Origin of the sequence: Pseudoalteromonas sp. 2CM32C (assembly GCF_023161925.1) — a bacterium.
In the GTDB taxonomy this organism is placed as follows: domain Bacteria; phylum Pseudomonadota; class Gammaproteobacteria; order Enterobacterales; family Alteromonadaceae; genus Pseudoalteromonas; species Pseudoalteromonas marina.
The window spans coordinates 72,118-85,000 of record NZ_JALNTI010000012.1; the positions used below are offsets into that span (position 1 = coordinate 72,118).

General features: G+C 38.9%; 8 protein-coding genes. 5 read left to right on the top strand and 3 right to left on the bottom strand.

Annotated elements, in window-relative coordinates; translation table 11 throughout:
- Window positions 1-198: 198 nt before the first annotated feature.
- On the bottom strand, window positions 199-3,249 hold the full coding sequence (locus tag MTF67_RS17005; RefSeq protein ID WP_248520211.1) for a prolyl oligopeptidase family serine peptidase: 3,051 nt from the start codon (window positions 3,247-3,249) through the stop codon (window positions 199-201).
- A 289-nt stretch (window positions 3,250-3,538) separates the two neighbouring features.
- Here MTF67_RS17005 and MTF67_RS17010 point away from each other — a divergent pair, with 289 nt between their 5' ends.
- Window positions 3,539-4,378 carry an HDOD domain-containing protein gene (locus MTF67_RS17010; RefSeq protein WP_006794280.1) on the top strand — a complete coding sequence of 280 codons (840 nt, stop codon included), beginning with the start codon at window positions 3,539-3,541 and terminating at the stop codon, window positions 4,376-4,378.
- Window positions 4,379-4,449: 71 nt separating this feature from the next.
- Here MTF67_RS17010 and rdgC read toward each other — a convergent pair whose 3' ends face one another.
- Together rdgC and MTF67_RS17020 are read right to left on the bottom strand one after the other, a co-directional pair.
- Complete coding sequence (gene rdgC, locus MTF67_RS17015) at window positions 4,450-5,367, bottom strand: recombination-associated protein RdgC (protein ID WP_006794279.1); 918 nt, start codon at window positions 5,365-5,367, stop codon at window positions 4,450-4,452.
- A gap of 83 nt (window positions 5,368-5,450) precedes the next feature.
- Complete coding sequence (locus MTF67_RS17020) at window positions 5,451-7,217, bottom strand: ATP-binding protein (RefSeq protein ID WP_248520212.1); 1,767 nt, start codon at window positions 7,215-7,217, stop codon at window positions 5,451-5,453.
- A 385-nt stretch (window positions 7,218-7,602) separates the two neighbouring features.
- Here MTF67_RS17020 and MTF67_RS17025 point away from each other — a divergent pair, with 385 nt between their 5' ends.
- The 4 genes from MTF67_RS17025 (at window position 7,603) to thrC (ending at window position 12,854) form a co-directional block, all read left to right on the top strand.
- On the top strand, window positions 7,603-7,968 hold the full coding sequence (locus MTF67_RS17025; RefSeq protein ID WP_006794277.1) for a response regulator: 366 nt from the start codon (window positions 7,603-7,605) through the stop codon (window positions 7,966-7,968).
- Between the two features lie 228 nt (window positions 7,969-8,196).
- Window positions 8,197-10,614, top strand: a complete 2,418-nt coding sequence (gene thrA / locus MTF67_RS17030) for a bifunctional aspartate kinase/homoserine dehydrogenase I (protein WP_248520219.1) — start codon at window positions 8,197-8,199, stop codon at window positions 10,612-10,614.
- A gap of 9 nt (window positions 10,615-10,623) precedes the next feature.
- Window positions 10,624-11,559 carry a homoserine kinase gene (gene thrB / locus MTF67_RS17035; protein ID WP_248520221.1) on the top strand — a complete coding sequence of 312 codons (936 nt, stop codon included), beginning with the start codon at window positions 10,624-10,626 and terminating at the stop codon, window positions 11,557-11,559.
- Window positions 11,560-11,570: 11 nt separating this feature from the next.
- Entirely contained in the window at window positions 11,571-12,854 is a 1,284-nt protein-coding gene (gene thrC, locus MTF67_RS17040) for a threonine synthase (RefSeq protein ID WP_248520223.1), read from the top strand.
- Window positions 12,855-12,883 lie beyond the last annotated feature (29 nt).

Here is a 12,883-nt window from a genome sequence, read left to right on the forward strand (position 1 = left end):
GCGTATCCTTTAATTATTTGCACAAAAAAGTGCACCAAATAAGTTTAGTAAAAATATGCGTTTAATCTAGGGCTAGTTTATATTTCGAGGTTAAATTTAAAGCTGTATTTGAGGCATTTAACTAAGGCTGAGTTTAAGACTCTTTTTAAATAAAAAAGGCTGATTAAAAATCAGCCTCAATAAGTTAGTTACTGTTTGTTATTTAACATCAAAATGACGGTTAAAGAAATTTGTAATAGTTTGGTGTAAATGAGTTTGAACTTGCTTACCGCGCAAGCTATGTTTTGAACCTGGGTAGGTCATCATTTCAAACTGTTTTTCACTGTCTTGTAGTTGTTTAAATAGTTTAGTTGCATGAGTAAACAATACATTGTCGTCTGCCATACCGTGATAAATCATTAGTGGTCCCTTAAGACCATCGGTATATGGAAATACTGCGCTAGCTTCATAACCTTTTGCATTCGTATCAGGGTGACCTAAATAACGCTCTGTGTAATGAGTGTCGTATAATGCCCAATCAGTTACCGGAGCACCTGATACACCGGCAGTAAAGTAGTCACCAGCTTTAAACATGGTCATAAGCGCCATATAGCCACCGTAGCTATGGCCGTAAATACCAATGCGTTTAGCATCTACGTAGTCAAGTGTACGTAAGAATTCAACGCCTTTAATTTGGTCGCTTACTTCAACGTCACCTAGGTTTTTGTATATCGCGTCTTCAAACTTTTTACCACGGTTGTACGAACCACGGTTATCAAGTTGAAAAATTACATAACCTTGCTGCGCCATATATTGAAAGTATAAATTTTTACTGCGCCAGCTGTTTGTAACGCGTTGAGCATGCGGGCCGCCGTATACGTTAACAATGACTGGGTGCTTTTTACCCGCACTCATATTGGTTGGTTTGAATAAGCGGTAATGCATTATTTGTCCATCGTCGGCTTTTAACGTGCCGTACTCAGGTGTTGCTAAATTGCTCAAATAAGGTGTAAGTGGGTGGCTGTTATCTAGCTTGTTTTCTTCAAGCCAAGTAATAAATTCGCCGTTAACTTTACGCAGTGCTGCCGACTTAGGCTTATTAACAGAAGAACTTGTGTCAATAAAGGTTTTATTATCTTTTGCTAGCACTACGTTGTGGTACTGGCCTTCTTCAGTAATTCGTTTAGAGTCACCTTTTTTAAATAAAGGTGCGCTGTATAAGTGGCTTTCAAGTGGTGTGTCTTTTCTGCCAGCAAAGTACACAATGCCTTTTTTCTCATCAATGCCTTTTAGGCTATCAACAGCCCAGTCACCCGATGTAATTTGACGAACTAACTGTCCATTTGTGCGGTAAAGATAAAGGTGCTTAAACCCATCACGCTCAGAAGCCCACACAAAGTGTTTTTTGTCTTTTAAAAAAACGAGGTCAAAATGTAGGTTGATCCATGTATCGCTGTTTTCGGTTAGGGCTACTTTTTGCTTTTTAGACTCAGAGTCATAAAAGCGAAGTTCGAGTGTTTGTTGCGAACGGTTTTGCCATTGGTAAGAAAGTGTTTTGCTGTCTTTTAACCATTTAGCGCGAGCAATGTAAATATCTTCGTCTTTACCTTGTTTAAAGGTCACATCTACAGGGATGTTTGCTTGGCTTAGTTTTTCTAAATCTTTGGTTAGAGACTCTTTAATATCACCATGGGTTGCAATCAGTTGGTCGACTTTTTGGTAATCGCCGTCACCTTGCAAAGTTAAAATTAGACGAGAAAGCTTCGCCATAGCAATACTCATTTTTTCCATATTGACGCGGTAGAAGCCTTCTTCATTTTTAGAAAATGCCCCTTCTTGTGCAAAAAAGTCAAAGCGAATCATATTCGCTTTACCGTGTGCACTTGACGCGCCAAAGCGCACTGAGCGGAAAATACCGGCCATAAAAGTAATGTAGTAATCTTCAATGGTTCCTTCGCTGATCTCGCCTTTATTTAATAATTGCTCAACCATGTATAAGCCTAAAATGTCGGCTTTACCTTCTTCAAGTGCGCTTGCGTGCTCTTGTAATGATTGGCGAACCGTTCCTTTACCCGTAATCGTATTTTTAATGCCTAAACCATGCGCTACTTCATGGAACATGGTGTTTGCAAAAAAAGCATCAAAGGTAATGTGCTTTCGTTGTTCAGGCACGATTAACTGCTCTGAAATAGGCACTAAAATTTTATCAAATTTAGCGCGCATAGCATTTTTAAGTTGTAGGCGGCGCGTGCCTTTTTCTAACTGTACCTGTTCATCGTTAGGTAAGTTGATTGCAATGGTTTTGCTGCCTGCATTTGAATGACCTGCATAATAAACAACGTCGTAGGCATTTAAGTCAGCATCTGAACCAGGTACTTCGTGTTTGTATTTGTCATCAACAGGTAAACCTTTTTGAAGTTCAGGCAAAAAGGCTGCAAACTTGGCAAGACGTTCACTCCACTTTAAATCTTTGATTAATACATAAGATTCATAGGCAGTACGATACCCAAATAGTTGATCTTCGTACGTTTCAATTGGTCCAATAACAACATCAATGGGGTTGTTTTTCATGTCCATCCAGGCAAAATCAGAAACCTGAAAGTCATCTTTTTGCAGCGCGTCCGCACGAAGATTTAAGTAATTTGCAAATTCTTTATTGTCGGCAAGTTTGCTGGCTTGGCGAAGAAGGTCGGCTGCCTTTGCAAGTTCTGTTGCGTACTCTTTTGAATAAGGGACACTGTAAAGCTTGCCTTGTTCGTCGCGTTTGATAATTGAGTATAGGCCTGTTTTATCTTCTACGTCCGCGTTATTAAGCTCTTCTTTAGTTATATCCGCTGGGTAAAACTGTGCACCTAGTGGCTTTTCTTTATAGCCTGAAAGAAACGTTTCATCGCCATTTAAACGATCCCACGGGCCGTAGTTTATGTCAGCAAATTTGCGAATTTGTTGATCGGTTAGCTTTGCTAAAAATGTCTCTTTATCTTCACCAAATGCTTGTTTCCAAAATAAGGCATCCATTATTTTTGACGCATCTATAAGGATGGCAATCATTGCTTTTTGATTGTCACTTAAGTGTGATAAATCGCTTTGTAAGCTAAAGTCGGTGTATATATTTAAGCGTTGTTCATCAACATTAATAAGCTCAGGCCCCATTACTTTTACGGGTGTTTGCGATGTGGTCTCGGCAGGTGACGAAGGTTTATCTGAACACGCACTCAGAAAAACAACACCAGAGAGTAAAATGGCTTGGCTAATTTTATTTAAGATCATTATTTTGCCTATTTAAAAGTTAATTTAATGATAAGTAGATGCTTGTTGGGAGGCTCGTTGACGGCACGCTACTATATTGTGCCAGCATTAAAGCAAACCTAAACAGTAAATAGCAAGTATTAGGCGGTGTATGGGCAATAGTGTCGTTGAAAATGAGAGACAGAAATAAAGTTATAAAATTTTCTTAACTTTAACGGTAAGTTAGGCAATACTGATTGTAAGTTCATTATTATAAAAATTAACTGTTGTAGCGTGTAGTAATATTACAACTAAAAAGGATGACTGCTTTATGTCTACAGAGAATGCATTATTAACAATATTAGTTGATAGAATAAATAACGATACGCTTGTATTACCTACACTCCCTGAGGTTGCGATTAAAGTTCGCCAAGCTGCAGACGATCCTGAAGTTAATTTGATGCAAATGTCGGAAGTTATTTCACAAGACCCTTCGTTATCTGCTCGAATGATCAAAGTGGCTAATAGTGCAATCATGGGACGTGCGGTTAAGGTATCTACCTTACATCAAGCAGTCACCCGTATTGGATTGCGCCAAATTAAAAATATAGCGACAGCGATGGCAATGGAACAACTATTTGTTTCTAACAACGACCTTATTAAAGGCTATATGGGTAAGGCGTGGCAAAAAACATTAACTGTGGCGAGCCATTCCATTACGCTAATGGAGTTTTACTTACAAAATAATAAACGTACCTCGTTAAATCGCGACTCAATTACCTTAGCTGCCTTAGTTTATAATATTGGTGTGCTGCCTATCTTAACTGAGGCTGAGCGTCACCCTGAAGTGTTTGCAAATCCTAGCTTCTTGGCACATGCCATTCAAAAACTAAGTGGTAAAATTGGCTCATCAATCATGGATGCGTGGGAATTTCCTGCAGAGTTCTCCGATGTAGCACTAAGTTGGGCAGATCCAAGCTATAAACCAGAACAAATAAGTTATGTAGATTTTATTCGAATTGGGGCTATTTTAGAGGGGACTTTACAGGTATCTGATAAATCAGCTGCTTTACAAACGTATATAGATAAAGGTGTTATTTCATCTATGCAGCTGTTCTCAAGCGATGAATACAATGAAATGCTTGCAGATGTAAAAGACATGTTTAGCTAATTAAGCCTTAAATTTAGCGCAATAAAAAAGCACGATTTAATCGTGCTTTTTTATTGCTATTAAACTGTCGGTTATGGATTGGCTAAATCATCTGCATCACCTAAACCTTGAGTTAGCTCTTCTAGCAATTGTTTAATTTCTTCTGATGCTAAAATGAAGTCAGCATCAAGTTTTACTGCCATATCTTCTTTAGGTATGTCAGCGTTTTCTTCTTTCAGTGTATCTGAATAACTTAGACGTTTAATTGATCCATCATTTTGAAGCATGAATTTAACACGTTCTTGCCAATCAAGTGCAAGCTTAGTAACGCGTTTACCACTTTCAAGATGTGATTTAACTTCATCACATGACAAGTCATGGCCTTTTAATTTAACTTGCGCGCCACTGTCATCAGCTTCTTCAAGCTCAGCGTCAGAACCAATTGCAAAGCCTTCAGGTGTGCTGAAGTTAGTTAGCCAATCAGTTAAAAATACATCAAGGTCATAATTTGCAAATGCAGGCACAACTGGAAGAGTACCTAACGATTTACGTAACAGTGCTAACAGCTCTTCAGCTTTATTAAAGCTTGCACTATTAACCACAACCCAACCGTTTTCTTGGTCAATAAATGCAAATTGTAAGCTCGACTTTTTAAATGCTTGCGGAAGTAGGGTGTGAAGAATATTTTCTTTAAGTTCGTCTTTTTCTTTCTTTTTAACGGGTCGGTTTTCTTCAGCTTCAATTTGATCAACTTTTTCGGCAACTAATTCGTTGATGACTGATGCCGGTAATACTTTTTCTTCGCGTTTAGCACACACTAAAATACTTTTTTGAGAGAAGTGAGAAAGTGCTTCGCTATGCTTTCCAAATGCTTTCGTCCAGCCAAACGTAGAGAGCTCTTGACCTGTGCAAGGGCGAAATAGATCTTGTTCTAATGCTTTATCAAAGTCTTCTTGTGTGTACGAAACATCTTGTTTAAAGCGGTAACAAATAAGGTTACTAAACCACATAGGGGAGATAATCCATCTGAAAATTTGCTCAATCATAACAATAAAAGTCGCTCCTCGAAATGACTGATTAACGACTATTTAAATTAGCTTTGATTGAATATAGACAGAGGCTTAGCCATGTTTTTAGGAAATTGTATAAAATAGTGCAATCCTTGGCCAGGTTCGCTTGTCGCTTCAATTGAGCCGCTTAATGTCTGTTTAACTAAATTAAACATTATGTGAGTGCCCAAACCACTACCACCTTCATCTCGCTTGGTGGTGAAAAACGGATTGAATAATTTTTCAAGCTGCTCAGCGGTGACTCCGTTGCCGTTGTCTTTGTAGTAAATGGTTAGGTTGGTTTCGTCACTTGTGATGTTAATGTCCATAACACCATTGTCTTTACCTTCAAAACCATGAATAAGCGAATTAACGATGAGATTAGTAAATATTTGGCTTATGGCGCCGGCTGGCAAATTTAATACTAGGTCATCAGGGCATTGTAGATTAATAGTGTGCGATGTTTTTTTCAATTTAGGGTGAAGCGATCGAATTACTTCATTTACATAATCTTTAAAGTTTATGGTACGCACAGCTTCACTGGCTTGGTCTACAGCAATTTGCTTAAAACTTGCAATAAGGTCAGAGGCTCTATCTAAATTTGTTGTAAGCAAGCTTGTGCTTTGTTTGGCTTCGTTAATAAACTCTTCCAACGCCTTAGGGGAAAGTGTTTTTTCAGCATAGGCACTTTCTAACTTATTTAAACGCTCTTCTAAAAATGATACTGCAGTAACGCCGATGCCAATAGGCGTGTTTATGTCGTGTGTAATACCTGCAACGAGGCCGCCTAATGCCGCCATTTTTTCTGTACCAACGAGTCGCTCTTGAGCCAGTTTTAATTCATCAATATAGCGTTGAGATTCCGCTTGTTTGGTGATCAGTTCTTTTTCGGTACTGCGGCGAAGGTCTACCTCATCTGTTAATACTATTTTTTGTTTTTCTAATTCATATTTTTGCTGTTGTAATTCCATCATTGCTTGACTTAAGTTAGACGTTTTACGCGCAACATCCTGCTCTAATTGTATGTTATGTTGGTCTAACTTCTCGTTGCTAACAATTAATTTATTTTGAGTTCGTTCAAGCTCTTTTCTGTACTGAACCACCTTATCGATTAAGTTATTAAACGAGTGTTCCATTACCTTAAGCTCATTGTGTTCTTCGGTCTCAATTTCGATGTGTTGCCCTTCTAGCTCATCGAGTTGCAGGTTTTCAATTTGTTCGGTGAGCTGATAAAGCGGGTCGGTAAGTAGCTTTCTAAAGGCCATTAAAAATAAGATAATTAAAAATGTAGTCTTAATCATGGCATTACCAATCAAAAAGTAGATTGATACCATTATTCTACTTAATACAACTTCTCGACTTGAAAATAACGTAACATCACCGACTTGTGTGGCTCGTCCTGAAAATTCGAATATGAGTGGGAATGTATACCCAAACAAGCCTGATTTAGAGTCTTCTAGCATGGCTTCTTCTTGGACAAGTTGCTGGCTATAGAGTTTATGAATATCTAAAGAGCGACCAAGTTGCGAAATAACTTCACCACTGTCATCACGCACTATGATCCCTTCTATCATGGGGATAGCGAGTAGCCCTTCTGCGGTGGTGATTGTTTGTTTTGTATTAAGCTCCCAAATAGCTCGTGTTAAGCTACGGCTGAAGGTTTTTTGTAAGGTTGCTAATTCATCTTTTATGTAATCTTTAGTGTTTAAATACTCAGCAAGCACCTGTCCGCATGTCACTACAAAGGTAAGCAAAAAATAGACCGATAACACACTGGTCAGTAATCTTTTAGAAAGGCTTTTCTGTAGCATGAGAGGTCAACAATTCCTTGAGATATAATTAAGTATTTACACTACTATTTAAAATTTAGTCAATAAATGCTTAAAAACAAATAATAAATGATTTATTTTATGATAAATAAGGGCTGATTTTTGCTTTTATTTGCCACATACTAACTGCTTAAGAGTGTTTGTATATTATTGATTAACTGGTTTTTGTTTGTTTTTTATACTTTTAAGTAATAATAAACTATCCCTTTTGGCTTGTTAAGTTTATTCAATAATAGATTGTTACAAAATGTGGACAAAAAGCCCAGGTATTATGTTGTAAATATAGGTACTATTACCCGAGATATGAGCTTACCAACGACAGCCGCCCTTAACGACATTAATTATGCTTATTTAGTAGTTTTATAATATGAATTTTTCTATTTTAGTGTGTGATGACTCAACAGTTGCACGAAAACAAGTAATCAGATGTTTGCAACAGTGTATAGATGCAGATATTCAGCAAGCTACAAATGGCGCACAAGCTATTGAATTACTGAAAACTAACCGCTTTGATTTGCTATGCTTGGATTTAACTATGCCTGAGATTGACGGCGTTGGCGTTCTTGAATACATAAAAACAAACAAGATTGAGTGTTTTGTACTTGTGATTTCTGCTGATATACAAGAGAAAATGAAATTACGTGTAGCTCAGTTAGGTGCTATCGATTTTATTAATAAACCAATAGATAAAACAAGAATGGACAATATTTTGCATAAATTTGGCATTCATTAGGTTTTTTTATATCGAAAAAGGCTGTTTTATCTTTTAATTTGCACTTGACAGCATAGCCTTTGTTAAGGCAGTCTTACCCCATGAAAACAATTAATCGCGTACTGACCATTATTATTACAACCACCATTCTTTCTGGATAGTGGCATAGGTCGGTGCAACAAATTTAAAGGCCTGTGTTCACTTAGAGCACAGGCCTTTTTTCGTTTTATGGGATGAGGAACATAAACAATGCGCGTTTTAAAATTTGGTGGATCATCACTTGCCGACTTTGCCTGCCTTGAGCAGGTAGCTCAATTAGTTAAAGCACAATTAAAAGATGAAATGCTTTTGGTATTATCGGCGCCCGGTGGAATGACCGACTCACTAGTTGCTCTAGCGAGTTCGGCAGAACAAGGCCAAGACTTTAGCTCTTTATGGGAGGCTTTAACGAGTCGTTGTAACGAGCTAAAAGCAGCCGTAGAAAAGGGGCATGGCCCAATTGACCACTGGCCAAATTTTGAAGAACTAAAAAATAAGCTTGATGGTGTATCTTTAATTAAGTGCTGCCCCGATCAAGTGCGTGCGTTTGTTATAAGCTTTGGCGAACGAGTGAGTGTGTCGCTTATGCAGCGCTTATTAAACTCACATAAGGCGGTTTATTTAGAGGCGACAAGTTGCGTTGCATCAACAGGTGGTTTTATTGATGCTGAAGTTGATTTAGTTGCAAGTAAAGCGCATTTTCAAGCGGCATTAAAAGAAAAGCCAGCCACGATTTATATTATGCCCGGTTTTACAGCAAGCAACGATAAAGGCGAGCTTACAACACTAGGGCGCAATGGGTCTGATTACTCAGCGGCTATTGCAGCGGCGTGTTTAGAGGCAGATGTTTGCCAAATTTGGACTGATGTTGATGGTGTTTATAGCGCAGATCCTCGTTATATTAAAAAAGCCACTAAAGTTGACTTTTTGTCATACAAAGAGGCAATGGAACTTTCTTACTTTGGTGCTAAAGTACTTCACCCAAAAACTATTTTGCCTTGTGCCAAAGCGGGCGTGCCGTGTGAAATAAAAAATACGCATAACCCTGATGCCCAAGGGTCGCTAATCGGAAATGATTATTCATCAGACGAGCCTGTAAAAGCAATTTCAAGCCTGCAAGATTTAGCTATGCTGACTGTCTCGGGTCCAGGAATGAAAGGCAAAGTAGGCATGGCCTCTAAAGTTTTTAATGCGCTTGCTCACGATAACGTATCTATTGTGTTGATCACGCAATCGTCATGTGAATTTAGCATTAGCTTTTGTGTACATGAAAGCGACTTAGCCCTTGCTTTAACCGCTTTACAAACAGCGTTTGAGCTTGAATCTCAAGCAGGTTTAATTGAGCCTGTTCAAGTACAGCGTAATTTAGCCATAGTAACGCTTGTGGGTGATAACATGCGCGCACACCGTGGTTTAGCCGCTAAGTTTTTTGCATCCCTTTCTCAAGCACAAGTAAACATTGTGGCGATTGCACAGGATTCTACTGAAAGTGCTATTTCAGCTGTGATTGACGGTGAGTTATGTAACGACGCAGTGAAAATATGCCATGAGAACTTTTTCACGCATGTGCCTTCAATTGATGTGTTTTTACTAGGGTGCGGCTTAGTAGGGCAAGAACTGATATCTCAATTAGAGCGCCAACAAGCATGGCTTGAAAAGCGTAACATTAAACTTAATTTGTACGGCGTTGCTAACTCTCGTCAGTTGCATCTTGATAGCGAGGGTATCGCCTTTAGTGATTGGCAGCAAAAATTAGCAGTATCAGAGCAGTCATTTGACCTAAAACTCATTGAGCAATTTGTTAAGCAAAACCATTTAGTTAATCCTGTGCTGGTGGATTGTACATCGTCTGATGCACTTGCAGCGCAATATGTTGACTTTTTAAATGCGGGTTTTCATGTTGTTGCAGCCAATAAAAAGGCAACAACTAGCTCATATACGTATTATCAAGATTTAATTGCTGCTACACAAAAAAATAACCGCAAGTTTTTATACGAGACAAACGTAGGTGCAGGCCTTCCTGTTATCGATAATTTGCAGTCTTTATTTGGTGCAGGAGATGAATTATTAGAATTTAGCGGTATTTTATCGGGCTCATTGTCATACATGTTCGGTGCTTTGCAAGATGGTTTATCACTGTCAGAGGCAACCATTAAAGCAAAAGAAAGTGGTTTTACAGAGCCAGATCCTCGTGATGATTTATCGGGAACTGATGTTGCGCGTAAGTTGTTAATTATTGCACGTGAAGCCGGTATGAAATTAGAGCTAACCGACATTGAAGTAGAGTCGGTATTACCACAAGGGTTTGCCGAAGGAGACAGTATTGATGAGTTTATGGCAAAATTACCTAGCTTAGACGCTGACTTTAACGCACGTATTGAGCAAGCGGCAAGTGAAGGGAAAGTTCTTCGTTACGTTGGCACAATTAAAGAAGGCCACTGTAAAGTAGGTATTGAGGCTGTTGATTCATCACATGCGCTTAATGTTATTCGCGATGGTGAAAATGCGCTTGCAATTTTAAGTCAATACTACCAACCACGTCCTTTTGTTATTCGTGGTTACGGCGCTGGCTCTGAAGTAACTGCTGCAGGTGTATTTGCAGACGTTTTAAAAACATTATCGCGCTAGGAGTCGAAAATGATTGAAGTATATGCGCCTGCATCTATTGGTAATTTTGCAGTTGGATTTGATGCGCTAGGTGCTGCTCTTGCGCCAATTGATGGTAGTTTATTGGGGGATGTAGCACTTGTTAGCGCAGCCCCTTGTGATGAGTTTGTTTGTTCAGGCGAATATGCTCATAAATTACCAAGCGATGCTAAAGAGAACTTAGCTTATCAGTGTCTAGTGCACTTTAGAGCTCATGTCGCACCAGATATGCCAACGGTAAAGCTAGAGCTTAAAAAAAACCTGCCAATTGGTTCTGGATTAGGATCGAGTGCTTGTTCGGTGGTTGCTACATTTGCAGCGCTTGATAAGTTTGCAGAAACACAGTTAAGTCAAGTACAGCTAATTGAGTTGATGGCGGATTTTGAAGCCGTTGTAAGTGGCGGACGCCATTACGATAATATTACGCCGTGTTATTTAGGCGGTTTGCAGCTAACTGGCGATTTAATTCCTAATAAATCTATAGAACTACCTGTTGATGAAAACTGGTATTACGTTGCGGCGTTTCCAGGCTTTTCGCTTAATACAGCAAAAGCGCGTTCTGTTTTGCCAAAAGATCTTAGCATGCATGCAAGCGTTGAGTTTGCGCAGCGTTTATCCTCTTTTAGTAGCTTGTTATTAACAGCACGTTTTGACGATGCATTAAGCATAATGAAAGACGAAATAGCAGAACCTTACCGTGCACCGCTTATTACTGGTTTTAGCGAGGCGAAAGCAAGTTTACCCGCACTTGGAGCTGAGGTAGTTAGTATTTCAGGCGCAGGGCCTACCTTATTTACTGTATGTAAAACACTTGAAGCGGCCGAGCAATGCGCTAAATGGTTAAAAGATAATTATATAAATGAGCAAGGTTTTTGCCATATTTGTAAGTTAGATAACGACGGCACGCGTCAATTAAATGTTTTATAGGATTAGAAGTCATGCAATTACATAATTTAAAAGATAACTCACAAAAAGTGTCGTTTGTTGAAGCAGTAAAAACAGGACTTGGACGTAACCAAGGTGTGTTTTTTCCTAAATCGTTAGCGCCTATGACTGATGTTGACGCATTACTTGATATGGATTTTGTTACGCGCAGTAGCAAAATTTTATCACATTTAATTGGTGATGAGTTGCCAAGTAGCACTGTTGCCGACATGGTTAAAAATGCGTTTAATTTTCCTGTTAAGTTAGTCGAGGTAGAAGAAAATACCTATTGTTTGGAGTTATTTCATGGTCCTACGCTGGCCTTTAAAGATTTTGGTGGGCGCTTTATGGCTGAATGCTTAGCGCAGTTTAACCAAGGTGAAAAAGTGACTATTTTAACAGCAACATCAGGTGATACTGGTGCAGCGGTTGCGCATGCATTTTACAATAAACCAAACATTGATGTGGTTATTCTTTATCCTAAAGGAAAAATTTCACTTGCTCAGCAAAAGCTATTTACTACCTTAGGTGGCAATATTCATTGTTACGCGGTTGATGGCAGTTTTGACGATTGCCAAGAACTTGTAAAAAAGTCGTTTTTAGATGATGAAGTTAAATCTACACTTGGCTTAAATTCAGCAAATTCGATAAACATAAGCCGCTTAGTCGCTCAGGTATGTTATTACTTTGAAGCGATTGCACAACTGCCAAAAGAAAAGCGTGCAACAGCACATATTTCTGTACCAAGTGGTAACTTTGGTAATGTATGCGCCGCAATGATTGGCGCTGTAATAGGGTTGCCAGTTGAAAAGTTAAGTGCAACAACAAACCAAAACGACACCGTTCCTCGTTTTATACTTGATAAAAATTGGTTGCCTAATGCAACGCTTGAATCGCTTTCAAATGCGATGGACGTGAGTAAGCCGAATAACTGGCCACGTGTGCAAACTATGTTGGACAACAACTGGTTTAGTTACGACAACTTTTACTCAATTAGTGTTGACGAAGAAAACACTCAAACGGTGATGAAAAATATTCATCAAACAGGGTATGTTGCAGAGCCACATACAGCAATTGCCTATCAAGGTTTAGTTAATAACCGAGCACCGGGTGCTGCGGGCATCTTTTTAGCAACTGCACATCCAGCTAAGTTTAAAGAAAGTGTAGAAGGTATACTAAATATTGAACTAGATATGCCAAAGCCATTGAGCGACGCATTGGCTAAACCATGCCTTGCAAGCGACATAAACGCCGATTACGACGCTTTGCGTACAGAAATACTGGCTAAGTTAGCTTAAATATTAAGTAAACACGAAAGCGGCTATGG

Coding starts and splice junctions, on each gene's coding strand:
- MTF67_RS17005 (WP_248520211.1), bottom strand. CDS start 3,249: ATGATCTTAAATAAAATTAGCCAAGCCATTTTACTCTCTGGTGTTGTT.
- MTF67_RS17010 (WP_006794280.1), top strand. CDS start 3,539: ATGTCTACAGAGAATGCATTATTAACAATATTAGTTGATAGAATAAAT.
- rdgC (WP_006794279.1), bottom strand. CDS start 5,367: ATGTGGTTTAGTAACCTTATTTGTTACCGCTTTAAACAAGATGTTTCG.
- MTF67_RS17020 (WP_248520212.1), bottom strand. CDS start 7,217: ATGCTACAGAAAAGCCTTTCTAAAAGATTACTGACCAGTGTGTTATCG.
- MTF67_RS17025 (WP_006794277.1), top strand. CDS start 7,603: ATGAATTTTTCTATTTTAGTGTGTGATGACTCAACAGTTGCACGAAAA.
- thrA (WP_248520219.1), top strand. CDS start 8,197: ATGCGCGTTTTAAAATTTGGTGGATCATCACTTGCCGACTTTGCCTGC.
- thrB (WP_248520221.1), top strand. CDS start 10,624: ATGATTGAAGTATATGCGCCTGCATCTATTGGTAATTTTGCAGTTGGA.
- thrC (WP_248520223.1), top strand. CDS start 11,571: ATGCAATTACATAATTTAAAAGATAACTCACAAAAAGTGTCGTTTGTT.